General features: G+C 38.3%; 27 protein-coding genes and 4 tRNA genes. 25 read left to right on the top strand and 6 right to left on the bottom strand.

Annotated elements, in window-relative coordinates:
• The first annotated feature begins 24 nt into the window (after window positions 1-24).
• The 7 genes from Epro_RS04195 to Epro_RS04165 all read left to right on the top strand — a co-directional run bounded on the left by Epro_RS04195 (window position 25) and on the right by Epro_RS04165 (window position 6297).
• Window positions 25-2943, top strand: coding sequence for a hemagglutinin repeat-containing protein (locus tag Epro_RS04195; protein ID WP_052570730.1), 2919 nt, complete (start codon window positions 25-27; stop codon window positions 2941-2943).
• 9 nt (window positions 2944-2952) lie between these two features.
• Window positions 2953-3384, top strand: a complete 432-nt coding sequence (locus Epro_RS04190; protein WP_052570729.1) for a hypothetical protein — start codon at window positions 2953-2955, stop codon at window positions 3382-3384.
• Between the two features lie 77 nt (window positions 3385-3461).
• Window positions 3462-3746: a hypothetical protein gene (locus Epro_RS04185; RefSeq protein ID WP_144412043.1), complete on the top strand. Its 285-nt coding sequence runs from the start codon at window positions 3462-3464 to the stop codon at window positions 3744-3746.
• A 159-nt stretch (window positions 3747-3905) separates the two neighbouring features.
• Window positions 3906-4574 carry a hypothetical protein gene (locus Epro_RS04180; RefSeq protein WP_052570727.1) on the top strand — a complete coding sequence of 223 codons (669 nt, stop codon included), beginning with the start codon at window positions 3906-3908 and terminating at the stop codon, window positions 4572-4574.
• A 50-nt stretch (window positions 4575-4624) separates the two neighbouring features.
• Complete coding sequence (locus Epro_RS04175; RefSeq protein WP_052570726.1) at window positions 4625-5194, top strand: hypothetical protein; 570 nt, start codon at window positions 4625-4627, stop codon at window positions 5192-5194.
• A gap of 1 nt (window position 5195) precedes the next feature.
• Window positions 5196-5609, top strand: coding sequence for a hypothetical protein (locus tag Epro_RS04170; protein WP_052570725.1), 414 nt, complete (start codon window positions 5196-5198; stop codon window positions 5607-5609).
• Window positions 5610-5724: 115 nt separating this feature from the next.
• Window positions 5725-6297, top strand: coding sequence for a uracil-DNA glycosylase family protein (locus Epro_RS04165; RefSeq protein WP_052570724.1), 573 nt, complete (start codon window positions 5725-5727; stop codon window positions 6295-6297).
• 19 nt (window positions 6298-6316) lie between these two features.
• Here Epro_RS04165 and Epro_RS04160 read toward each other — a convergent pair whose 3' ends face one another.
• The 6 genes from Epro_RS04160 to Epro_RS04135 all read right to left on the bottom strand — a co-directional run bounded on the left by Epro_RS04160 (window position 6317) and on the right by Epro_RS04135 (window position 12233).
• Entirely contained in the window at window positions 6317-7132 is an 816-nt protein-coding gene (locus tag Epro_RS04160; protein WP_052570723.1) for a TIGR03915 family putative DNA repair protein, read from the bottom strand.
• Window positions 7105-8424 carry a putative DNA modification/repair radical SAM protein gene (locus Epro_RS04155; protein WP_052570722.1) on the bottom strand — a complete coding sequence of 440 codons (1320 nt, stop codon included), beginning with the start codon at window positions 8422-8424 and terminating at the stop codon, window positions 7105-7107. The genes Epro_RS04160 and Epro_RS04155 overlap by 28 nt, the downstream gene beginning before the upstream one ends.
• 63 nt (window positions 8425-8487) lie before the next feature.
• Window positions 8488-9642: a CapA family protein gene (locus Epro_RS04150; protein ID WP_052570721.1), complete on the bottom strand. Its 1155-nt coding sequence runs from the start codon at window positions 9640-9642 to the stop codon at window positions 8488-8490.
• Window positions 9639-10304, bottom strand: a complete 666-nt coding sequence (pyrE, locus tag Epro_RS04145; RefSeq protein ID WP_052570720.1) for an orotate phosphoribosyltransferase — start codon at window positions 10302-10304, stop codon at window positions 9639-9641. Before pyrE ends, Epro_RS04150 begins: the two co-directional genes overlap by 4 nt.
• A gap of 26 nt (window positions 10305-10330) precedes the next feature.
• The gene (locus tag Epro_RS04140) at window positions 10331-11527 is read right to left on the bottom strand and encodes a MiaB/RimO family radical SAM methylthiotransferase (protein ID WP_052570719.1); all 1197 of its coding nucleotides are present in this window, start codon (window positions 11525-11527) and stop codon (window positions 10331-10333) included.
• On the bottom strand, window positions 11520-12233 hold the full coding sequence (locus tag Epro_RS04135; RefSeq protein ID WP_052570718.1) for an RsmE family RNA methyltransferase: 714 nt from the start codon (window positions 12231-12233) through the stop codon (window positions 11520-11522). The genes Epro_RS04140 and Epro_RS04135 overlap by 8 nt, the downstream gene beginning before the upstream one ends.
• Before the next feature lie 128 nt (window positions 12234-12361).
• Between Epro_RS04135 and Epro_RS04130 the strand changes: the two genes are divergently transcribed.
• The 18 genes from Epro_RS04130 to Epro_RS04045 all read left to right on the top strand — a co-directional run bounded on the left by Epro_RS04130 (window position 12362) and on the right by Epro_RS04045 (window position 24597).
• A complete protein-coding gene (locus tag Epro_RS04130; RefSeq protein ID WP_202812870.1) occupies window positions 12362-12973 on the top strand; it encodes a YqaA family protein in 612 nt (203 codons plus the stop codon).
• Window positions 12974-13069: 96 nt separating this feature from the next.
• Window positions 13070-13152 (top strand) — tRNA-Tyr (locus Epro_RS04125).
• 132 nt (window positions 13153-13284) lie between these two features.
• A tRNA-Gly gene (locus Epro_RS04120) sits at window positions 13285-13355 on the top strand.
• Between the two features lie 106 nt (window positions 13356-13461).
• A tRNA-Thr gene (locus tag Epro_RS04115) sits at window positions 13462-13533 on the top strand.
• Window positions 13534-13571: 38 nt separating this feature from the next.
• On the top strand, window positions 13572-14771 hold the full coding sequence (gene tuf / locus Epro_RS04110; protein ID WP_052570717.1) for an elongation factor Tu: 1200 nt from the start codon (window positions 13572-13574) through the stop codon (window positions 14769-14771).
• A gap of 106 nt (window positions 14772-14877) precedes the next feature.
• Window positions 14878-15030, top strand: coding sequence for a 50S ribosomal protein L33 (gene rpmG, locus Epro_RS04105; RefSeq protein ID WP_052570716.1), 153 nt, complete (start codon window positions 14878-14880; stop codon window positions 15028-15030).
• Between the two features lie 151 nt (window positions 15031-15181).
• Window positions 15182-15255, top strand: a tRNA-Trp gene (locus Epro_RS04100).
• A gap of 39 nt (window positions 15256-15294) precedes the next feature.
• Window positions 15295-15483 carry a preprotein translocase subunit SecE gene (gene secE, locus Epro_RS04095; protein ID WP_052570715.1) on the top strand — a complete coding sequence of 63 codons (189 nt, stop codon included), beginning with the start codon at window positions 15295-15297 and terminating at the stop codon, window positions 15481-15483.
• A gap of 17 nt (window positions 15484-15500) precedes the next feature.
• Entirely contained in the window at window positions 15501-16031 is a 531-nt protein-coding gene (gene nusG, locus Epro_RS04090; protein ID WP_052570714.1) for a transcription termination/antitermination protein NusG, read from the top strand.
• Between the two features lie 47 nt (window positions 16032-16078).
• Entirely contained in the window at window positions 16079-16513 is a 435-nt protein-coding gene (gene rplK / locus Epro_RS04085) for a 50S ribosomal protein L11 (protein ID WP_052570713.1), read from the top strand.
• Window positions 16514-16564: 51 nt separating this feature from the next.
• Window positions 16565-17242 carry a 50S ribosomal protein L1 gene (gene rplA, locus Epro_RS04080; RefSeq protein WP_052570712.1) on the top strand — a complete coding sequence of 226 codons (678 nt, stop codon included), beginning with the start codon at window positions 16565-16567 and terminating at the stop codon, window positions 17240-17242.
• A gap of 177 nt (window positions 17243-17419) precedes the next feature.
• On the top strand, window positions 17420-17878 hold the full coding sequence (locus Epro_RS04075) for a ribosome maturation factor RimP (protein ID WP_237754509.1): 459 nt from the start codon (window positions 17420-17422) through the stop codon (window positions 17876-17878).
• 21 nt (window positions 17879-17899) lie between these two features.
• Window positions 17900-19153 (top strand): transcription termination factor NusA, encoded by a 1254-nt coding sequence (gene nusA, locus Epro_RS04070; RefSeq protein WP_082121491.1) that lies wholly within the window; start codon window positions 17900-17902, stop codon window positions 19151-19153.
• Between the two features lie 22 nt (window positions 19154-19175).
• Window positions 19176-21629: a translation initiation factor IF-2 gene (gene infB, locus Epro_RS04065; protein ID WP_052570711.1), complete on the top strand. Its 2454-nt coding sequence runs from the start codon at window positions 19176-19178 to the stop codon at window positions 21627-21629.
• Between the two features lie 97 nt (window positions 21630-21726).
• Entirely contained in the window at window positions 21727-22080 is a 354-nt protein-coding gene (gene rbfA, locus Epro_RS04060) for a 30S ribosome-binding factor RbfA (protein WP_158409002.1), read from the top strand.
• Complete coding sequence (locus tag Epro_RS04055) at window positions 22067-23041, top strand: DHH family phosphoesterase (RefSeq protein ID WP_052570710.1); 975 nt, start codon at window positions 22067-22069, stop codon at window positions 23039-23041. The genes rbfA and Epro_RS04055 overlap by 14 nt, the downstream gene beginning before the upstream one ends.
• Window positions 23028-23723: a tRNA pseudouridine(55) synthase TruB gene (gene truB / locus Epro_RS04050; RefSeq protein ID WP_052570709.1), complete on the top strand. Its 696-nt coding sequence runs from the start codon at window positions 23028-23030 to the stop codon at window positions 23721-23723. Before Epro_RS04055 ends, truB begins: the two co-directional genes overlap by 14 nt.
• A 4-nt stretch (window positions 23724-23727) precedes the next feature.
• Window positions 23728-24597 carry a bifunctional riboflavin kinase/FAD synthetase gene (locus Epro_RS04045; protein WP_052570708.1) on the top strand — a complete coding sequence of 290 codons (870 nt, stop codon included), beginning with the start codon at window positions 23728-23730 and terminating at the stop codon, window positions 24595-24597.
• Window positions 24598-24607 lie beyond the last annotated feature (10 nt).

The raw sequence follows: 24607 nt of genomic DNA, 5'->3' as shown, positions 1-24607 counted from the left end.
AGAAAATTTTAGACAAGAAAAACTATGAAAAAACTCTCAATCGTATTAATAATATTATTAGCGGCAAGCATAGCAGGAGCGGCATCGGCAGCAAGCAGCAGCTTTGGAACGGGAATGTATGCTTCCGCGTTTGCAAATTACGACACAATGAGCCAACAAAGCAAAAGCGAAAGTATATTAGGTGTGCAAGGAAACATAGCAAGTAACGGAAATATAAATTTCAAATCCGCAAACGACATGATACAAGAAGGAACAAACGCCTATGCAACAAACGGAACGTTAAGTTACAACGTGGGCAATAATTTAATAATACAAGCAAGCAAAGACACGTATGCGCAAGAAGACAAAAGCGAGCACGCAAGCGCAGGGGTAAGCGTAGGAAATAATTCCGTGCAAGTGAGCGCCGGCGCAGGCGAGTCAAGCAGCAAGATAAAAGCAACAACATATAATAACAGCGAAAGCGTAGCAAATAATATAGAAATAAACGTAGGCAACAACGCAACATTAAGCGGAGCAAACGTAACGGCAAAAAATAATTTAGATGTAACAGTAGGAAATAATTTAACAGTAGAAAGTCTGCAAGACACATATTACAGCAAAGGAAACAGCTGGGACGCCAACATAAGCGTAGGAATAGGCACCAAAAGCATGGGCAGCCTGTTAGGCGGCGAGAAAAGCAACGCGGGCAACAACAGCATAGGAGCAGGCTTCAACACAGGCAACGACTACACAGACAGCGCATGGGTAACCGAACAGACAAGTCTAACCGGCGGCAATAACGTCAACATAAACGTAGGCAACAAAACAACAGTAACGGGAGCAGTAATAAATTCGGAAAGCAACAACCTAACGCTAACAACCAAAGAGTTAGAACACAGCGACATAGAAGACAGAAACATAACAGAAAGCAAAGGCTTTGGCTTATCAACAAGCATAGGCACAACGCAAAGCGACAAAGGAAAAACCAACGTAGCCCCCAACGGAAGCACAACGCTAACGCTAAAAAACACCGGCGAAGAAAAAGAACAAAAAACAAAAGCCACAATAGGAAACGGAACAATAATAATAGGCGGCGTGGAACAAACAGAAAATGACCTGCAGGGCTTAAACAGAAACACAGAAACCACCCAAGAAACAACCAAAGATATAATAACCGGCGCGCTGGACGCAAGCGCAACAATAGACAACCGAGCGCTGTTAGGTTTCATAAAAACAGAAGTAAAAGACAAAGACGGAAAAGTAATAGGCTACACAACCGGCTACCAAAGCATAGCCAACGATTTTGAGAACTTACCCGGAAATGCAGTAAAAGCAACAGCAGGAGCATTAAGCACAGCAGCAAGCCCGCTAACAGCAATATACGCAAACATAACGGCATCAAAAAATAATGCTGAAAACGGCGAAAATTCGGCGTATGATAAAACGGATATAATAAGCGTATGGAAAGCCAACCAAAGTGCAAACGCAACGGGAATATTAAGAGGTTCAAGCGAAGAAGCGGGAACAATAGTAGAAAAAATCAAAGAAGGAAAAGCAAGTCCGGAAGAAATACAAGCGTTAGCGAAAATGACAGCGGACGGAAAAAGCAATTTAATGTATAGCGAAAAAGGCGAGTTGATAGACAGCGCAGGAAAAGTAGTATTAGGGTTTAACGATATAAAAGAACACCAAGGCTACGTAAATTTAGGAAACGGAGCAGCAACAAACGCGCTGACGTTTGCATTAACGGACGCAGAAGAACGAGCGCACAATTACACCGGAAACGAAAACATAGCCAAAGGAGCGGCAAAAAGCGAGCTGACATACTACAACGCAGTATCATGGCTAACCGGCGGAAAAACAATAACAGAAAACAACAGCAACACAGGCGGATATGGAACGCTAACGCAACTTAGTTGGAATAACACATATAACACAAGCAATAATACGTTGCTGAAAGAAAATACAATTGCAGCAAACGCAGTTGCAGATGAGAATAAGGCGTATCAGTATCAACCAATGCTTTATAGTCTTGCAAATACTCCTACAGTAAGCACAGTAATAAAAGCAATTGGAGCAACAGGTGTGGCGGTAGCAATAGTAGCGCTTTTAGATAATATAGAAAATAGTAAGGTTTCTGTATATATAAACAGTGCAGAAGATCATGTACTTGATCTTATAGAGAAAGCATTAGATATATCAACGCCTGCGGATCCTAACCAGTTTAATCAATCTAATAAACAGGACAATGGAGATAAAGATCCAAAAGGAGTTACAAATCCTCCGTTGGTGCCGGGAGTAAAAACAAGTGATGAAGAAACAAGAATGGGTCAAATAGTAGAAGATGGACTTGCAGCGTTTGCAATTGTATCAATATTGAGGGGATCCAGTTCGGGGTTGATGTTGGAAAATGGAGTATTAAACAAGATACTATCGTCAGAAGGAAATAGCATAGGCTCAATAGCAATGGATATGCCAACGCTCGGAGGCATAGCAGGGCAAACAAGCAAACAAATAGCAAAAGGAGCGGTAAAAGAAGGGGTTGGGGTTATAGGGAAAAGCGTTGTGAAAGATGGACTTGGCGAACTTATTCCAGTTGTATCAAAGACAACAGGAAAAGAAGTAATGGTTAATAAAGCAGCATATAATGCAGGCATAGAAGCTTTGAGTTTAGGAAAAGAAGTGAGAATTATTGGACCCGATCCGGCATATAAAGCTCTTTCGGAAGTATTGGGAACTCATGCATATTCTGTTAAGCCTGAAATTTGGCAGACATGGTCAGTAACACAAAAATCTGGAGCAAATGAAACGTTTCTTTTAAGAGGTGCTAATAAAAATGCAGTTTTTATATATGCAACTCCTGAAACAGGGATAAGAACAGGTAGTTGGACTGAATGGGAAGTGAATAAATTAGTCAATGAGTTGTTATATAAAACCTCAGATGGAATGATATTTACAAAATAGGAGGTATTTGTGATTACAAAAGAAATATTTACAGCTGCTGCTAAAGATATTTTATCTGATAACTTATTTGTTATTGATGAAAAGAAGTCGGTATTTTACGACGAAGTATCATTTGGCAGTTCGTATATTTATGTCTTATCAAGAGAAGAAATAGCTGTGATGTTTATGAATGAAAGGGGAGATGTCGCATGGTGTCAGATAGGATATAAAAAACCAAATTATTTTATTGAAGATGTTTTTAAATATTTAAACATTCCAAATGTCAAAAAAACAGATGATTTTTTAGAAATGGTACAAATATCTTCAGAAGCTATAGCAAAAAATAAAGATAAAATTTTTGAAGCATTCAATACTTCTAATAGGGAAATAACTATTAGTAAACTTAACGAAATAGTTGAAATGAATAAAAAACAAATGATTGAAAAATTTAGCAAGAAATGAGATAGCGTAAAAAGGGACGGGGCAACTACCCCAACAAACAGTAAAACTTTCACCACAATAAAATGAATACTATTAAAATGAAAAAAATCCTAATATCACTACTATCAATAATAATATTGAATAGCCAAGCAACCGCAACGCTTGGCTATTCTTCTTACTTCCCGTCAATGTTTACAGCTTTTTATGAAATAGTTTTCCAAAAAAGCAACAGCGATGTAGCATGGGTAAACAACCAAACAAGCATAATAGGAACAGAATCAGTAAACATAGAAGGGGATAGGTTAACAAACAAAGGATCAGTAATAGCCAACGCCGAAAACGGGGAAGACAAAAGCAAGTTAAATATAGCATTTATCATTTAAAGAACAAAAATTTTAGAAGAAGATAAAAATAAACATATGGAAGATAAAAATAAATTAAAGCTTGACAATTGATAGTGACAATTGATAGAAAAAATATATCAAAGAGACGTTGTAATTCGCATGAATAGGATATATGGTATAAAAATCAAAGGAGATTGTATGAGAGTAGGATTATTATTGTTGGCATTTGCAATTATATCTTTTAGCGGTTGTTCAGTAGCTAGAGATTTAACGTATATAAAACAAAAAATGGTAGGCATAAGTAATGTTGAAACGCAGCAAGATGTTGAATCAAAAATCAGAGTTAAAAGTAAAAAAAGAAAAGTAGATGGCGTTAAGGTGCAGCAAAATGTTATATATGCTGATGAAATAGGTTATGGTTCTATAAGCAAAAAAGAAAGGCTAAAATATTCTGATAAAACTGATAAGGAATATGGTCTTTTTAGATATAGATTTTATTATGATTACTCTACTCCAGACGTAATATTAGTTCTTATAGATACGGATTCTAATTTTTACTTTGAGTCTGCTTTAGATCAATCCGAAGTAAAATTTGGATTTACTCATTTATGGCCTGAAAATAATTTATTTAATGATTATACCACATATGCAGAGTTGTATACGATTTATTTACCATTTGAGTATGTAGAAGCTAATAAAGACAATGCAATAGTTATAGACCTTATCAGTTCTACAGATGGACATGCCAAGGGTTTTGGAACAGCATTTTTGAAAGCTGAAAATCTTAGCAGAACCTTCCATATACCGCAATTTTATATAAAAGGTTTTTTGTCCGCTATAGATAAATATAAGCCAGTACAAAAATAATTTTTAAATATATCGGTTTTGTTTGTAAAAATCTAACATTTGGAGACAGAATGTATAAGTATAGCGTTTTTCTTTTGATCGCTGTTGTTTTTTATGGTTGCGGTATGCCGCACACAATTTACAAAAGCGATCTTGTTTATTCCGCTGTTGTGTATAATCAAAAAGCTTTTGAGACCAATAACAAAGCATTGTTGATAATATCAGGAGATTCTCAAGGTAAACTTTCAGGCATGGATATTCAAGTAGGAATTGTAAGTGGTGATGTTATGCCTGAAACTAAATTTATAATTTCAGACTATTCTCAAAAGCGCGCTCCGCTTGTTCTCATGCTCTCACCGGGCATATACAATATCTCTGCTATAAAACTTGTCAGCAGTGATGGCAGGTTATCGGTTTATGACGGATTGGTGGGAAGTATAAAATTAAATGCAGGAGAGATGGTTTATGCAGGCGATATTATTGTTGAAACTCTTAATGTTAAAGGGAGCCGCTATCTTACAAGTTTTTCAATCGGCAATATGCCTGATAGAATAAAACCATTTATAGAGCAATATGAAAACTTACTAAATAAAAAAGCGGTAATACGTTTAATTGAGAAAACTGATGTGCGGAGCAAATAATATGAGAATAAAAATTTTCGCAATTGCTATGACAGTTTTTGTAATCGGAGGATGTTCTTTAAAAAATGGAAATATGAAAATAGATAGTATAAATGTGACATCGGATTCATTCCAGAAATTAGAATTAACCGACAAAGAAAAAATTATAGATTATTTTGGTAAACCAAATAATATATTTAATAAAGACAATGTAGAAGTTTACGAATATAATTATGCGAAGATGTCAAATAGTTTTTTGAATTTTGTACCGGTAGTAGGGTTCTTATTGCAAATGAAAGGCGGAGTGGATAATTATACATTAAATACCGTTTACTTTTATTTTGATAAAAATGGAAAAGTTGTTGGTGATGAAAATGTAACTAGTTCTGGGATTTATCCACCATCATATCCAATAAAATATAAAACTAAATATTAAACAGTGAAAATATTTGTGTCAGGCTATTAAGAGGATGTATCAATTGACATAACTGATATTATATTAGTATAGCCCTTGCTGATAGTACTACATTCCCAATGACCCACATGTATATATGAATAACCATAACATTGAAACTCATCCTATAGAGCCTTTTTTTCCTAAGGGGGCGACTATTTTAATGCTTGGGAGTTTTCCGCCGCCTAAAACGCGTTGGAAAATGGATTTCTTTTATCCTAATTTACAAAACGATATGTGGCGTATTTTCGGTTTGGTTTTCTTTGAAGATAAAAATTATTTTTTAACGAAAAATCTTAAATCTTTTAATGAATCTCTAATCCGCTCGTTTCTTACTGCAAAAGGTATTGCAATGTGGGATAGCGCAATGAAAGTAAGGCGTCTTTCCGATAATGCATCGGATAAATTTTTGGAAGTTGTAGAAAGTATAAATTTAAAAGAAACTCTTAAAACTCTGCCGAAATGCAAAACAATCGCATTGACCGGTCAAAAAGCGGTTGATACGCTTATGGGAATTTTGAATTTTAAAGAGCCTGAAGTAGGCGGTTTTTCACAAGCGGATTACTTAAAAATTTATAGAATGCCGTCTTCCTCAAGAGCCTATCCTAAACCTGTTGAAGATAAAGTTGCCGTCTATAAAAAAATGTTTAAAGATATAGGGTTGATATAACAGGCGTGTGTTGTAAAAATTAAACAATGTTAAAAGGCAGTTTTACGCAATCGTCTTTCCTATCTCGTTCTTTTGCCGGTTCTGTTTGAAACTCCGTTAAGTTGCTCCAATATCTTTTTGGCATGTGCCCCATTCTTAATTTGTGGTTTATTCTGCCTTCTACTGCGGCGTTATTGTAGAACATTTTCCATAATTTTCTATATTCCGTTTCTGCGGCGTTGGGCTTGGGAAGGGTGATGTCGGAAACTTCGGATATTGCGTGTTTGCCGTTTGCATAGGCTAAAACATAATTATATTTTTCATCGTAAATTGCAAATTTTTCATTTGGAAATCTTGCAATAAAATGCTGCGCTATAAAAGGCAAAACAAAATTTTTAGGTTTTATTACGGCAATAAGTAAATCGCCGTGCTGCGAAAAACGAATAAACTCCCTAAACGCTGCCGATTCTCTATGTAAAGACTGTACGGCTTTAGTAAGAATGTCAACCGTATCGTTGGATAGCAATTTAACTGTTTTATAACCGTTTTTGTATCCTAACCTTAAAAAATCAAGCATTATCAATTCTTTGTTTTCCAAAATTGTCAGCATTGTGTCTTGCAATAATTCCAATGCATCTTTGCCTATTTTTTCTAAAATAGATTTTTTAACGCGCGCGGCTTTTTTTAAATCTGTTTCTATTTGAAACTGTTCAAATAAACTTGGCTGCATTGTTTTTTGGCTTATAATATCTGCCGGAATTTCTTTGCGCGTAAAACTTTCATAAGCGCAGCAAAGAAAACCTTCAAAACTTCCGTCGTAGGAATATATTATTTCGCGTTTGGCAAAGCCTGCCATGAGCTGTCCCCCAAAAGTTTTACGGTGTCAAAAAATTCCAATTGTTTTGGCGTGTAAAAATTTCTATACATATTAAATTCTTTTTTAGACATTAACGATTGTAATATATTGTCTTCTTTTATAACCAATCCGTCCGTTTTTCTGCCTTTGCAAACTAAAAAATATTGCGCGCGTTTTAAAACAACGCCGAGTTTTTTTAGCGCCGCAAAATCTAAATGCGAGTGTTTTCTTGCCGCAATAACTCGTAACGCGCTTTTAACGCCAATCCCGGGAACCCTCAAAAGCTCTTCGTAAGACGCTTTATTTATTTCTACTGGAAAAAATTCAGGATGCTTAACTGCCCAGTTGCATTTAGGGTCTAAAAACGGATTGAAGTTTGGCGACTCGTCGTCTAAAATTTCATCGGCTTTAAAATTATAAAAACGCATAAGCCAGTCTGCCTGATAAAGTCTGTGTTCCCGAAGAAGCGGCGGCTTTGTGTCTAAAGACGGCAAAAGGCTGTCGTTTGAAACGGGAGTATATGCTGAGAAAAAAACTCTTTTTAGTTTATATTTTTTGTAAAGATTTTCCGTAAGATGCAAAATATGATTATCCGTTTCCGGCGAGGCGCCTATAATCATTTGCGTGCTTTGTCCTGCAGGAACAAATTTTGGAACTTTCTTGTAAACGGCAAGCTCTTTTGTATTTTGAGAAATATTTTGCGCCACAAACCCCATGGGTTTAAAAATTGCGTTTTTGCTTTTATCGGGCGCAAGCAGTTTTAAACTGTCTTGCGAAGGCATTTCAATATTTACGCTCATTCTGTCGGCAAGAAGGCCAATTGCGTTTAAAAGTTTCTCGTCGGCGCCGGGAATTGCTTTTGCGTGAATATAACCGTTAAAGCGGTAAACGTTTCTTAAAAGAGAAAGAGTTTTTATAATAAGCTCGCAGGTATAATCCGGATTTTTTATTACGCCGGAACTTAAAAATAAACCTTCTATATAATTGCGTTTGTAAAATTGTATGGTAAGTTCCGCAAGTTCTTCGGGGGTAAAAATTGCTCTTTGCACGTCGTTAGATTTGCGGTTAACGCAGTATTTGCAGTCGTAAATGCAGATGTTTGTCATTAAAACTTTAAGAAGCGAAATGCATCTGCCGTCTGCGGCAAAGCTGTGGCAAATGCCGCAGGAAACTTTGTTTCCTATACCGCCGTTATTTTTGGAAGCAGAGTCGTCAACGCCGCTTGATGTGCAGGCAACGTCGTATTTAGCGGCTGCTCCTAAAATTTGAAGTTTGTTAAAAATTTTGTCCATAATAAAACTGTAGCAAAATTTTTATTAGAATACAAATGTATTTAAAACAGCAATTGTAAATTACTAATTACTGCTTAAAATGGAGATTATATCTTCGTAGGCTTGTCGGGCTTGGTTTTTATGTCCCGAAAAAGTTATCGGCGGGTTATTTGCCCAATCGTTAATTAGCGGAACTATTGAATAAATAAATCTTGAATCTTTGTAATATTTATCAACCCATGTGGGAATATACTCGGTGCGCACGGCGTCAATTCTTTTCTTGTTAAAATTATATGTTAGGCTGACTGCCGCAATCATTCCGTCTTCAGAGTATCTGTGCCCAAGATTTTCTGCACGCTGATTGGATATAAAATTGCCCAAAGAATAATAAACCGGAATATTCCTTTTTTTATATTTTAATATTTCAAATTTTTGCAAAACGTGCGGGTGCGACATGAAAATTATATCGGCGCCGTATTCGGCGAGTTTTTTTGCAATTTCAATTTGAAATTCATTTGGTTCTCTTTTATATTCTTCGCCCGCGTGAAAATAGCAAACTATAATATTTGCCCCGTCGGATTTTGCCTGTTTTATGTAATTTTTATATTTTTTTAAATCATTATCTAAATTTTCATATCCGAAATGATTAATTAATTTTTCAGCTTCGGTTGAAACGGAAAGCCCGTTTATAGTTACGCTGCCCGACGCTACGGATGAATTATAAGTTGCGGCGATAACCGCAACGCTAACGCCTTTAACTTCTATAACAGTATATTTTTTGTCGCCGACATTTAAAACGCTGCCTGCGGTTTTAAATCCGGCGTTTTGTAAAACTTCTATTGTGCGTTTAAGTCCGCCGATGCCGTTATCAAACATATGATTGTTTGCCGTAACCGCAACGTTGAACCCTGCGTTTTTAACGGCTTTGGCAATTTCGTCCGGCGCGGAAAATCTTGGATATCCGGCGTAGGGGAAACCCGCAAAAGTAAATTCTATATTGCATATGGCAACGTCGGCTTTTGCTATTATTTGGCGAACGTAATCGTAATTTTCGTTAAAATCGTAACTGCCGTTTTTTGTTTGAGCGCTTTTATGTTGAGGAGCGTGCGCCATTATGTCGCCGACGGCGTAAATTTCTAAATCTGCCGGCGCAATATTTTTTGACGCAAAAATTCCGCCGCATCCGGACATTGCGGCGGAAATAGTTAATAAAAATAAAACGGTTTTTATATTTCTCATTTGAGTATGCAGTATTTAGCCATGTATTCGTCCATCTTTTTAACTTGCTCGGCATTTTTAGAATTTTCCGCCAAATAGTCGCGAATATCTTTTGCGGTTACAAGCGCGTGAACTTCTATGTTGAACTCTTCTTTCACCTGCATAACCGCGGTTTTGTCTGGCGTTGTTCCGTATTCGCAGCGGTCAACGGAAATAAACATATCGGTAACTTTTACGTCGGCAATACTTTTTAAAAGCGGAAAAACTTCGCGTATTGCAGTTCCTGCAGTTATTACGTCTTCAATAATTATTATGCGGTCGTTATCTTTCGGCTTATAGCCTATAGTTAACCCGCCCTCGCCGTGATCTTTAACTTCTTTGCGGTTGAAAAAATAAGGCTTGTCTGTTTTGTGAATGTTAAATAATGCCGCGGCAGTAGTTACCGCAAGAGGAATGCCTTTATAAGCCGGACCAAACAGCGCCGAAAAATTATCTTTTAAAACATTATGCACCGCATCGGCGTAAAATTTACCGAGTTTAGCAAGCTGGCTGCCGGTGCGGTAGTTGCCCGTGTTTACAAAGTAAGGGGTGTTGCGGCCGCTTTTTGTAACAAAATCGCCAAATGTTAAAATTCCTTCTTTTTCCATAAAAGCTATAAATTCTTTTTTTTGTTGAGTTAACATATATTCTCCCGTTGGCGCAGTAATAGTTATATTTTACAATTTTCGTCTATAATAATCTCAAAAATTTTTTCGGAAGTTTCGGCGGACATTTGCCGTTCTATGTAGTTATCCGTTAAAACTTTGTTTTTACCTACGCGCACGGCTTTTCTTTTTTTGCCGATATTTTTTTGCAAAAACTCTTTTCTTTTTTGCGCGTCCGCGGAAAAAAGCTCTTCGGAGCGGGCTTTTACTTCTGCCGGCGAAATTTTATTTTCAAACTGCGACGCTTTTGTGCCGGTTCTGTCGGAATATCTGAAAATATGAAATCTTGCAAATTGCGTTTGTTTTACAAATTTAAGCGTTTCATTGTGATGCTTATTTGTTTCGCCCGGGAAACCCGTAATAATATCCGTTGTTAAAGCCAAGTTCGGCAACTGTTTTAAAATGTTGTTTATTTTCTCCGTATAATCTTTCGTAAAATATTTTCTGTTCATTTTTTTTAAAACTTCATCGCTTCCGGATTGCAGCGGAACATGCAAGTGCCGGCAAATTTTATCAGGATTATTTTTCATTAAGTTTATCAGCTTGTCGTCAATTTCATTCGGCTCTATTGAAGATATGCGAATGCGAAAATCAAGCGGCAATACAACTATTTTTTCTATCAAATCAGAAAAACTTACTTCTTTATCCTTATTCTTTTCTCCTTGCCACTTCCCAACATGAATGCCCGTTAAAACAATTTCCGCATAGCCTTTTTTTACAAGATTTTTTATTTCTTCTAAAACTATATTTTCAGGTTTGCTCCAAAGAGTATTTCTTACGTATGGAACTATGCAGTAGCTGCAAAAACTATTGCATCCGTCTTGAATTTTTAAAAAAGCGCGCCGGCGCCCGTCAAAGTTTTCTATTGTTTGTTCGTTTGGCGACATGTAAAAATTTTCTTTGTCCGAAACAATTTTAACGCCCGGGTATTCTTCTTCTAATTTTGCGTTTTTATTTTTTGCCATGCAGCCCGTTAAAATTATTTGAGGATTATTTTTTAACTTTAGCGTTTTTCGCAGGTAGTATTTGCACTCTTTGTCGGCATTCTCGGTTACCGTGCAGGAATTGAAAATAATAACATCCGCGTTTTCTGGCAAGTCCGCCGCAACGCCGCCGTCTTTTTTTAATTTGTCGGTTATAAGCTGCGTTTCGTATCTGTTAACTTTGCAGCCGAATGTATAGATGTAATATTTCTTATTCATGGGAGTTTAACACCAAAACGCTTGCAACTATTGCGGCTGTTTCTATTCTCAATATATTTTCGCCGAGCGTTACGGTTTTAATTGCGAGAGATTTTGCAAATTCCGCTTCTTCGTTTTCAAAACCGCCTTCGGGGCCTATAAAAATATTTACCGACGTAAAACCGGATATATTTTTTAACGTTTCATTTTTGTCCGCGCTTTCCCACGGTAAAATATTTAATGAGTTTTTATCTTTTGCGGCATTTGCGCATGCGGTTTTAAAATCTACAGGCTCTGAAATTTTCATTATATCGTTGCGTCCGCACTGGCTGCTTGCGGCTATGGAAATTTTTTCGTATCGTTCAAGTTTGTTTTTTGAGAAAGACGCCTGCACGCTTCTTTTTGTATTTATCGGAATAATTTCGGCAACGCCTATTTCGCCGGCTTTTTCTATAAGCCATTCAAACCTGTCGCCTTTGGGAATTGCCGTGTAAAGATTTATTTTTAACTTCGGCATTTTATAAGACGAAGATAAAATTTTTCCGGAAATATGCCCTTTGGAAATTTCCGATATGTGCGCTTTGTAAGAATTTCCAAGCCCGTCAAAAATCATTATTTCATCATTAACATTAAAGCGCCGCACGGTAGCAACGTAGTGCGCTTGCTCATCTTCAATTAGAAAATTGTTGTCTGTAATATTTTCAGGCTTAACATAAAAGTGAGGCATAAAAACTCCGTTTAATTACGAATTACAAATTACCGGTTACGAATTGCGGAGAGGCAAAGCGCGCACAATAATTACTCTTAATAATTATCGTAACCAAGATTATACAAAATTTGATATAATTGCGTGAAATGAAAAGAATAATAAACTATCCGTTGAAAACTATGCGCAAGATTTATGATTGGACTGTCGGCTGGGCGCATAAAAAAAGTTCAAACTACGCTTTGTTTATAATAGCGTTTATGGAGAGTTCGTTTTTTCCCGTGCCGCCGGACGTGCTTTTAATTCCGCTTGTGGTTGCGCATCCTAAAAGTTGGTGGAAAAAAGCGCTTATTTGCACAACGGGTTCTGTTGCGGGCGCATTTTTAGGATATTTAATAGGATATTTGTTTTTTGAAACTGTCGGCGCAGCTATTGTAAATTTTTATGATTTGCGCCATGTGGTTGAAAGCGTAGGAAAAATGTATTCCGATAACGCGCTTTTGGCAATTTTTGGCGGCGCTTTTACGCCTATACCTTATAAAGTGTTTACGCTTGCCGCCGGTTTTTTTCAAATTTCGCTTTTTGCGCTGTTTGCAGGTTCCGTTTTAGGTAGAGGCGGCAGATTTTTTATAGTTGCCGGCGCAATAAGGATATTCGGCAAACAAATTCAGTATGTTATTGAGAAATATTTCAATATTTTATCGCTTGTTTTTTTTGTTCTTCTTGTTGCGGGTTTTGTAGCCGTAAAATACCTTTTATAAATACCCTCCGATATTTATTGACATTTAAAAATCTTTGTTGTATAATCTTCGGGTTAGTCTTTTCAAAAGTTCTTTTTTCCTTTGTCTAAAATTAACGGGGGTGTGGCAGAGCGGTCTAATGCACCAGACTGTAAATCTGGCGGGCTTGCCCTTCGGTGGTTCGAATCCATCCGCCCCCATTTCATACGGCAATTAAGAATTAGTAATGAGTGATGAGTAAATGTCGTGTGCGCTTTGCGCACTAATAATATTGCGGCTTTGCCGCTCCAAAATTATTCATTACTCATTGCTAATTACTAATTGTGTTTTTTGCGGGAGTAGCACAGTGGTAGTGCTCCAGCCTTCCAAGCTGGCCATGCGGGTTCGATTCCCGTCTCCCGCTTATTTATAAGAAATGAAGTTTTGAAGTTTAGCAGTTTAGAAGCTTGGTTGTTGTTGTTTGTGCAAAACATCTCAACTTCCACGCTCTCTGAGCTTCCGCTGTTACTGCCGAGGTGGCTCAGTGGTAGAGCACCTCCTTGGTAAGGAGGTGGTCGCGGGTTCAATTCCCGCCCTCGGCTTTCATTCAGATATAAGATAACCAATAGGGAGACGAAAAATGGCAAAAGAAAAATTTGACAGAAGCAAACCGCACGTAAACGTAGGAACAATAGGGCACGTGGACCACGGCAAAACGACATTGACGGCAGCAATAACAAAAGTGCTGGGCGATAAAGGATTGGCGGAATACATATCATACGACCAAGTAGCAAAAGCGTCGGAAAGCCAGGGAAGAAGAGACGCGTCAAAAATAGTAACAATAGCAGTATCGCACGTAGAATATTCAACGGATAAAAGACACTACGCGCACATAGACTGCCCGGGACACGCGGATTATGTAAAGAACATGATAACGGGCGCAGCGCAAATGGACGGAGCAATATTGGTAGTAAGCGCGTTGGACGGCCCAATGCCGCAAACAAGGGAACATATATTATTGGCAAGACAAGTAAACGTGCCGGCAATAGTGGTGTTCTTAAATAAATGCGATGCAGTAGAAGATAAAGAGCTGTTGGACTTGGTAGAAATGGAAGTAAGGGACTTGTTAACGAAATATAACTTCCCCGGCGACAAAACGCCAATAATAAGAGGAAGCGCGTTGCAGGCATTGGAAGGGAAGCAGGAAGGAGTGGATTCAATATTAAAATTGATGGACGCGGTAGATGAAACAATCCCGCTGCCCGCAAGAGATATAGATAAACCGTTCTTGATGAGCGTAGAAGACGTATTTTCAATAACAGGAAGAGGAACGGTAGCAACAGGAAGAGTAGAGAAGGGAGTAGTAAAAGTAGGAGAGAACGTAGAAATAATAGGAATACAGGAAACAAGAAAGTCAGTGGTGACGGGAATAGAAATGTTCAGAAAGCTGCTTGATACGGCGCAGGCAGGAGATAATATAGGAATGTTGTTGAGAGGAATAGAAAAGAATCAGGTAGAAAGAGGGCAGGTAATAGCAGCGCCGGGAAGCATAAAGCCGCATAAGAAGTTTAAAGGACAAGTGTATATATTGACGAAAGAAGAAGGCGGAAGACATACGCCGTTCTTTACGGGATACAGACCGCAGTTCTACTTTAGAACGACGGACGTAACGGGAATAGCGCATTTACCGCAGGGAGTAGAAATGGTGATGCCGGGCGACAATATAACGATGGATATAGAGTTGATAATGCCGGTAGCAATGGAAAAGCAGTTAAGATTTGCAATCAGGGAAGGCGGAAGAACAGTAGGCTCCGGCGTTGTAACCGAAATATCGGAATAACAAAAATACAAAGTTCAAAGTTCAGATAAGGAGCAGGAAAGTTAATCCTTATTTGAACTTTGAACATTAAACTTTGAAATTTGCAGTTAAAAAAAGGAATATTAAGATGGCTGAAAGAGTTATTATCACTATGGCTTGCACCGTTTGCAAAAATAGAAATTACTATTTTGACAAAGGTAAAAAACAGGAAGGCAAGCTTGAATTAAATAAGTTCTGTAAAAATTGCGGAAAAAGAACGCTTCATAAAGAAACAAAATAGTTAGAAAGACAAAGAGTAAATATTAAAGTTTAAAGTTTAAATAAAGTTTAAATAAGGAATTTCGGCATAACCGAAATCTGTTATAGGTTTTAGCGAAGCTAAAGCGCAAAAATTATACTTTACACTTTTAAAATTAAGCTCTGCCGTTAAAGGGGGCATAGGCTAACGGTAAACTTCCGGTCTCCAAAACCGGCTTTGGAGGTTCAAATCCTTCTGCCCCCGCCAGTTTTGATGACGTCAAATATAAAGTTTTGAAGGTTTAAAATGAATTTTTTTGCAAAAACCGTCCAATTTTTTAAAGATGCTTACCGCGAACTTGCAAAAGTTACGTGGCTTGGTAAAAAAGAAGTTGTTGCTACAACCATATTGGTTGTAATTTTTGTTTTGATAATGGCAGCGTTCGTCAGCGTCGTAGATTTGGTTTTAGGCGGCGTTATAGGACGTATATTATAAGTCTCTTGAGGTAAACAATGGCAAACCAATGGTATGTTGTCCATACTTATTCAGGTCATGAAGATAAAGTAAAGAAAAGTTTGGAAATGGCTGTTTCTAATTTAAATATGCATGACGTTATTTCCAACATTCTTGTTCCTACCGAGGAAGTTGTTGAAGTTAAGCAGAACAAGAAAAGAATTAAAAAAAGAAAATTTTATCCGGGATATGTTTTTGTAGAAATGACGGTTAATAATACAACGTATTGGCTTATAAGAAATACAGCCGGCGTAACAGGTTTTCTGGGCGGAGTAAAACCCGTTCCTATGGCGCAGGACGAAGTTGATAATCTTCTCAACACCATAGTTAACCCGGACGCTTCTAAACCAAGACCGGCGGTATCGTTTGAAAAAGAAGAAAATGTGCGTATTATTGAAGGTCCGTTTAAGCATTTTATCGGACTTGTTGAAGAGGTTAACCAAGAGAGAGGCAAACTTAAAGTTATGGTTACCATCTTCGGAAGACCTACTCCGGTTGAATTGGACTTCTTACAGGTAGAAAAAATATAAGCGATAGAAAGCGTATAAAAAAGCAGATTAAATAGGAGCAAAAGCAAATGGCACCAAAAAAAGTAAAAGCAATGATTAAACTTCAGATTCCCGCAGGCGGAGCAAATCCGGCCCCGCCGGTAGGTCCGGCGCTTGGACAGCAGGGCGTTAATATTATGGATTTCTGCAAACAGTTTAACGAAAGAACAAAAAAAATGGAACAGGGCATGACTATACCTGTAGTCATAACCGTTATGGACGACAGATCTTTTACGTTCATAACTAAAATGCCTCCTGTGGCGGCGTTGGTAAAGAAAGCCGCGGGCGTTGCAAAAGCTTCAGGCGTTCCTAACAGAAACAAAGTCGGAAAAATTACTTCAGCTCAGGTTGAAGAAATAGCAAAGCAGAAAATGCCCGACCTTAACGCAAACGGCGATCTTAAAGCCGCAAAGCTTATGGTAGAGGGAACTGCGCGCTCTATGGGAATAGATATAGTAAAGTAAAATAAAAATGTGGGAGTTGCCGAAGGCAACGCGTAACCACGGGAGAAAAAAATGGGTAAGAAATTTAACGAAGCGGCAAAACTTGTTGACAAAACAAAAGAGTATCAGCTTGATCAGGCGGTAGATTTGGTAAAGCAAACCGCAAAAGCGAAGTTTGACGAAACCGTAGAATTGCACATTAAACTGGGCATAGATCCTAAGCAGAGCGATCAAATTATCAGGGGAACGGTAACTCTTCCGCACGGCATAGGTAAAACCAGAAAAGTTGCAGTTATAGCCAAAGGCGAAAAACAGAAAGAAGCGCAGACCGCTGGCGCAGACACCGTGGGTTCCGACGAATTGATTGAAGAAATAGCCAAAGGCGTTCTTAATTTTGATATTTTGGTTGCAACTCCGGACGTAATGAAAGATTTGAGCAAAGTCGCAAAAATTTTGGGACCTAAAGGTCTTATGCCAAATCCTAAATCCGGAACGGTAACTTTTGAAATAGCAAAAGCCGTAAGCGAACTTAAGAAAGGCAGAGTAGAATATAAAAACGATTCTTACGGAATAATTCACGTTCCCGTAGGAAAAGTTTCTTTTGATAAAGAAAAGTTGTCTGAAAATATAAAAGCTTTGTATGAAGCCGTAGTAAAAGCAAAACCGTCAAGTTCTAAAGGCGTATATATTAAGAGCGTATCCATTTCTTCTACAATGGGGCCCGGCGTATACGTAGATCCGAGAATTTAATTTTAGTTTAAAACTAAAGCAGATGTAATAAAACGCGCGCTTGAATAAAGCGCGCGTTTATTTTTAAACTGTTGTAATCGCGCAATTTCTTGTAACTTCTTGTTATAATTAGTATAATAACAGCTACACTAAAGGTGGCTGGCGACAGCCACCTCTTATTTTTGGCAGGTGAAAAATATGATAAACAAGGCAGTTGAAACGGAAAATTTTTTAGCCGCGTCGGCAGAAAGTGAAAGTATAGAAATTGTTGACGTTCAATATGTAAAAGAAGACGGAGACATGATTTTAAGAATTTTCATAGATAAAGACGGCGGCGTAAACATGAACGATTGCGAACGCATGAGCAGAATTTTTAGCGCCAAGCTTGACGAAAGCAGTATTTTTTCAGACCCTTACGTTTTAGAAGTTTCTTCACCGGGCATTGAAAGAGTTTTGAAAAATGAAAAAGCGTTTAAAAAATTTATCGGCAGCAAAATTAAAGTTCAAACTTTTAACCCTATAGGAAACCAAAGAAATTTTACCGGCGTTCTTTTGGCTTGCTCCGACGGGAAAATTGTAATGCAAGACCTTACAAACGGCAGCGTGGAAATAGAAATTATAGAAATAAAAAAAGCTAATTTAGAAGCAGATTTTTAAGCATAAAAAAGGAGAAACAAAATGTCAGAAAAGAGCGAACTTTTGCTGGCTCTTGAGCAAATAGAGAAAGATAAAAAAATTAAAAAAGAAGATATTTTAGCGGTTGTTGAAAACGCTTTGGTGTCGGCTTATAAAAAACACGTAGGTAAAAACGTTAACGTTGAAGCTAAAGTTAATCAGGAAACAGGCGAGATGGCGGCTTATGTAATTAAAACCGTCGCAAAAGACGTAGTAAATCCGCTTCTTGAAATAAGCGTTTCAGACGCAAAAAAACTCGGAGGTTCCGCGGAGCCGGGCGCCGAGGTAAAAATTCCTCTTGATACGCAGGATTTTTCGCGTATTGCCGCACAGACTGCAAAACAGGTTATAGTTCAAAAAATCAGAGAGTCTGAAAGAGATTCTCTTTACGACGAGATGAAAGAAAAAGTAGGACAAATTGTCAACGGCGTTATTTACCGCGTTGCAAACAAAAATATAATTGTAGATCTCGGAAAAACGGAAGCCATTCTTCCCGCAAGCGAGCAGGTTTTTAAAGAAAAATTTAATCTCGGTCAGCACATAAGAGCCGTGATAATTAAAGTTGAAAAAAACGCAAAAGGTTCGGGAACCGTTTTGTCGCGCGCAAGCACCGAGCTTGTTAGAAAACTTTTTGAACTTGAAGTTCCTGAAATTTACGAAAAAGTCGTTGAAATAGTAAACGTTGTGCGCGAACCCGGTATGAGAACAAAAGTTTCCGTAATTTCGCACAATCCTAAAGTAGATCCGGTAGGCGCGTGCGTGGGCGTCAAAGGCGCAAGAGTTAAGCCTATTATAGACGAGCTTAGAGGGGAAAGAATAGATTTAGTGCCTTTCTCTGTAGATCCTGCGAAGTATATTGCGGGAGCTTTGTCGCCGGCAAAAGTTATATCCGTCGCAATTTTATCCGAAGCCGATAAACAAGCGGAAGTTACGGTTGCCGACGATATGCTTTCTTTGGCTATAGGTAAAAACGGACACAACGTCCGCCTTGCCGCAAAACTTACGGGCTGGCATATAGACGTAAAATCCGAAGGACAGAAAAAACAGGCAAACGAAGAAAAAGCCGAACGCCAAACGTCCGCGCTTGAAGAGCTTGAAGGCGTAGGAGAAAAAACAATAGACATACTTGTTCAGGCAGGTTTTTCCGATATAGAAAAACTCGCGGCTCTTAACGTTGAAGATCTTACGACTTTGCCCGGAATAGGTCCTAAAACGGCAGAAAAAATTATAGAAGCCGCAAAAAAGAAAATTTCCTAAATTGATATAAGAGGTGCAGCCTATGCCAACAACAAAAATAAAAGCAGCAGATTCCGATACAGAAAAAACTAAAAAGAAGCCGTCCGCTAAAAAAGAGACGGCTGCAAAAAAAACGGTTAAAAAAACTGAAGACGGCGCTGAAAAAAAAGCCGTTAAGGTTAAAGCTGTGTCTAAAAAACAGGCTGTTGCAAAAACGGAATCTAAAAAAACAAAAGCTGCAAAAGCGCCCTCTGTCGCAAAAAAACCGGCAAAAAAAACTACTGCTGAAAAAGATCATGTAGCGCAAACGGAAACCAAACACGCTGAACATAAAGCGGCTCATATTAAAACGGAAGCGCATAAAATAGAACATGCCGCTCACGAAATAAAACACGAGCATAAACCCGAACACAAAACTCATATTGCCGTGCAAAAAGTTGAACCTGTAAAAAAACACGAAGAAAAGCCGGCGCATGTTTCGCACGCCGCGCATCAAACGCATCATCAGCCGCAAAAACCTGTTGTGCCCGCTGTTTCGGCGCAGCCAAAACCGCAGGAACAAAAAAATATTCCGGCGGCGGTAGCTCCTAAAAAAACAGAACAGAAATCGGTTGAAACAAAACCGCCTCAACCTCAAGTTCAGCCTGAGCAGCCCAAACAGGTAACGCCGGAACAGCCTAAACCTGTACAGCCTCAGCAAACTCAAAGCACGCCCGAAATAAAAAAACCGGAAGAACCCGCAGCGCCGGAAACTTTAGGCGTAATTTCAATAAACGAACTTGTAACCGTAAAAGATTTATCTGAAAAGATGAAGCTTAAAGTAGGCGACGTTATAAAAAAGCTTATGTCTATGGGAACTCTTGTAACAATAAACCAAAGACTTGACACGGATATTGCAATACTTGTTGCAAGCGAGCTTGGTTACGATGCGAAACTTGTTTCAATATATTCGGAAGAGAAAGTTGAAAATAAAATTGAAGACCCTGCGAAATTAAAACCGCGTTCTCCCGTTGTAACAATTATGGGTCACGTTGACCACGGCAAAACTTCGCTGCTTGACGCTATAAGAAGTTCCAACGTAGCGGGCGGCGAGCACGGCGGAATAACGCAGCATATAGGCGCTTACAGAGTGCTTACTCAAACCGGCGGATACGTTACATTTTTGGATACCCCCGGTCACGAAGCTTTTACCGCAATGCGTTCAAGAGGCGCGCAGGTTACGGATGTTGTTATACTTGTGGTTTCCGCAACCGACGGCGTTATGCCTCAAACAATTGAAGCTATAAATCACGCTAAAGCGGCAAACGTTCCGGTAATAGTTGCCGTCAATAAAATAGATTTGCCCGGCGCGGATCCGCAGAAAATAAGACAAGAGCTCAGCAACTACGGTCTTGTTCCCGAAGATTGGGGCGGCGAAAATATTATGATAGATATTTCCGCTAAAAAAAGACTTCATATAGATTCTCTTTTAGAGATGGTTTTGCTTAAAGCGGAAATGATGGAACTTAAAGCCAACCCCGACAGAAGCGCGGAAGGAATTGTTGTGGAAGCAAAACTTGACCCGAGAAAAGGTCCCGTTGCAACGCTTTTGGTTCAAACCGGCACTTTAAAAATCGGCGACAATCTTGTTATAGGAACAACTTACGGAAAAGTCCGCGCGATGTCCGACGAGCACGGAAAAAGGTTTACGGAAGCCGTTCCAAGCACCCCTGTTGAAGTTCTCGGCATAAACGAACCTCCTCAGGCGGGCGACAAATTTGTTGTTGTAAGCCATGAATCTCACGCAAGAGAAATTGCGCAATCAAGAAAAGAAAAAGCTAAAGCCGCGTCGTTAAAACCGCGCCACCATCTTTCGCTTCTTGATATAAGCGCCGGAAACACAAAAGATTTAAGCATAATTTTGAAAGCGGACGTTCAAGGGTCGCTGGGCGCATTGAGCGATTCTTTGGAAAGAATGTCCACCTCTGAAATAACTTTGAAAATAATCCATAAAGGCGCTGGTTCTATTACCGAGTCCGACGTTGCACTTGCCGTAGCTTCCGACGCGTTAATAGTAGGTTTTAATTTAAGGCCTGACGCCGCCGTTGAAAAACTTGCCGAACACGAAGGCGTAACAATTAACGTTTACAGAATAATTTACGATTTAATTGCGGACGTAAAAGCCGCCATGGAAGGTCTTCTTGATCCGGACACGAAAGAAAAAATACTTGGCAAGGCTGTTGTTAAACAAGTATTTAAACTTTCAAGTTTCGGAACTATTTCCGGATGCTCGGTTATTGACGGCAAAATTCAAAGAGGCTCTAAGGTTAGACTTTTAAGAGATAACGTCATAGTTTTTGAAGGAAATATTTCATCGCTGAAAAGATTTAAAGACGACGTCAAAGAAGTTGAAAAAGGCTACGAGTGCGGCATCGGTCTTGAAAACTATTCCGATATAAAACCCGGCGACATAGTGGAAAATTTCACCACAGAAAAAATTGCAAGAAAACTGGACTAAAGACAGGTAAAAGGTAATAAGTAACAGGTAATAAATTATTGTCGGTTTGTTTTTAATCTTTTATTTTTTACCTGTTATCTTTTACATGGAGGCTATTGTGCCAAACTCATATAAACGTTCTACAAGAGTTGCGGAGCTTATACAGCATGTTATTTCCGAACTGGTTCGCGAAATAAAAGAAGAAGGTATAGGTTTTGTTACCGTAATGGGCATAAAACTTACCGATGATTTGCTTGACGCAAGAGTTTTTTATTCCGTTTTAGGCACCGATGAAGAAAAGACTAAAGCCGACAAAGTGTTAAAAAACAAAACAAAAGAAATTCGCCATGAACTTGCGGGACGTCTTAATTTAAGACGCACTCCTACGATAATTTTTGAATATGACGACAGCACCGAAACCGCCACAAAAGTTTTTGACTTGCTTAAAAAAATAGAAGATGAAAAAAAATAGCGGCTTACAAACCATTTCCGCAATAGCTAAAATACTTAAAGAAAGCAAAACTTTTTTTATAGCCGGTCACGTTAAGCCCGACGGCGACAGCATCGGCTCGTCTCTTGCTTTGGCTTCTGTTTTAAACAGAACCGGCAAAAAAGCTTCGGTTTACTGCGCAGACGAGGTTCCTCCGTTTTTAAAATTTTTGAAACAATCCGAAAAAATAAAAAAGACCGTTAAAAAAAATGAGCTTTTTGATTGCGCCATAATACTTGAATGCGTAAATTTTGAAAGAATGGGCAATATAATTTCTCCGCAGCAAGCAAAAAAAATAATCAATATAGACCATCACGCAATAGCTACCGATTTTGGAAACGTCAATTATATAGTTCCGTCCTCTTCGTCAACGGCGGAGCTTGTTTTAAATATTTTTGAGCATATGAAAATTTCGCTTGCAAAAAATGAAGCCGAAGATTTATATACGGGAATTTTAACCGATACAGGCGGATTTCGCCAGATAAATACAACCGCAAATTCGCATATTGCCGCCGCAAAACTTTTGGAAGCGGGCGCGGCTTCGTCTGAAATAGCAAAAAATATTTACGAAGACGATTCTTTTGCAAGCATAAAACTTCTCGGGCAAGCGCTTAACACTTTGGAACTTGCATCAAATGGAAAAATGGCGTTTATGAGCCTTACGAAAGATATGTTTAAAAAAACAAGCGCGCGCGAAGACGAATCCGGAAATATAATAAATTATGCAAGACGCATTAAAGGCGTTAAAGTTGCGGCTGTTTTTAAAGAAGTAAATAATAAAGTTACAAAAGTAAGTTTTCGTTCCGTTAAAAATTTTGACGTCTTAAAAATAGTAAAAAGATTTAACGGCGGAGGTCATAAAAACGCCGCGGGCTGCACAATAAATTCCAATATAAATACCGCTGTTAAAACGGTAAAAAAAATTATTAATGGCTATCTATAACGATATTTCCGGAATTTTGCTTGCGGATAAACCCGGGCAAATCACTTCATTTAAAACCGTCCATAAAATAAAAAAAATATTAAACGTAAAAAAGACCGGACACTGCGGAACTTTAGACCCGGCGGCGACGGGGCTTCTTATTGTGCTTGTAGGCAAGGCTACAAAACTTCAGGATAAGTTTATGAAGCAGGACAAAGTTTACAGAAGTTCATTTTTGCTTGGCACAATTACAGACAGCGGAGATTTAGACGGAAAAGTTTTAGAACTTAAAGACGCAAGTCTTGTAACGGAAGAAGGCGTAAAAAAAGCGCTGAAAAAATTTGAAGGTGAAATTTTTCAAATTCCGCCGATGTTTTCAGCTCTTAAAATTAACGGTAAAAAATTATGCGACCTTGCAAGAAAAGGCATTGAAGTTGAGCGCGCTCCCCGTAAAATTACAATAAAAAAAATAGAGCTTTTATCTTTTAAAGACAATATTGCCGACGTGCGCGTAGAGTGCTCAAGCGGAACATATATAAGAACTCTCGCCGAAGATGTCGGGAAAATTTTAGGATGCGGCGCAACAGTGGCAAAATTAAGACGCGAAAAAATAGGCAATTTTAATGTGGCAGACGCAGTTTTGCCGCAAGATTTAGATAATAAAGAAATTTTAGAAGCTAAATTAATACAGACAGTATTTTAAAAAAATGAAAACAAAAAATTCCGCGGTTACCATAGGCACGTTTGACGGCGTTCATAAAGGGCATAAGCTGCTTATAGAAAAAACTTTGCTTGCCGCCAAAAAAAATAACTATAAAAGCGTAGTTGTAGCTTTGGAAAAACCTGTTCGCCGCGTTAGCGGCGTTTTGTCTTTGGGTAAAGAAAAAATTGCGGAGTTGTCTAAGTTTCCGGTTGACGAAATAGTTGTTTTGAAAGTTCCTTCCGAAATTCTTTTAAGCGAGCCTGAAGATTTTTTCAATAATTTTTTGATTAAATTTTTAAATGCAAAAATAATATTATGCGGGCAGGATTTTGCTTTTGGCAAAAACAGAAAAGGCAGCGCCGCATGGCTTAAAAAACAGCCGAATATAAAACTTGAAATAATTAATCCGTTAAAAATTTCCGGTAAACAAATTTCCTCGTCAAAAATAAGAGCGCTCTTGGAGCGCGGAGATATTACGGGCGCAAATAAAATGCTCGGACGCAATTATTACTTTTCAGGAATGCCTTTTAAAGACAGAGGTCTTGGCGCAAAGTTAGGTTTCCCGACGGTTAATTTAAAAATTGACGCCGATAAACTTCTTCCGAAAGGCGTTTTTGTAAGCCTTATAGAGCAAAACGGAAAGTTTTTTGCTGCGGTTACAAATATAGGTTTAAGGCCAACGTTTGGAAAAACAGATGCATTGATTTGCGAAACCCATATATTAAATTTTTCCGGAATTTGGAAGAAATCAAAAACAACCGTTTATCTTCTAAAAAAACTAAGAAGCGAAAAGAAATTTAAAAATATTGCAGAGCTGAAAGCCCAAATTGCCGAAGATACTCTTAAAGCCAAAAAATATTTTCAGATTGCCTAAAAAACCCTTG

The sequence above is a fragment of the Endomicrobium proavitum genome, from assembly GCF_001027545.1.
Classification (GTDB): Bacteria; Elusimicrobiota; Endomicrobiia; order Endomicrobiales; family Endomicrobiaceae; genus Endomicrobium; species Endomicrobium proavitum.
This window is presented reverse-complemented; position numbering and strand designations above follow the sequence as displayed.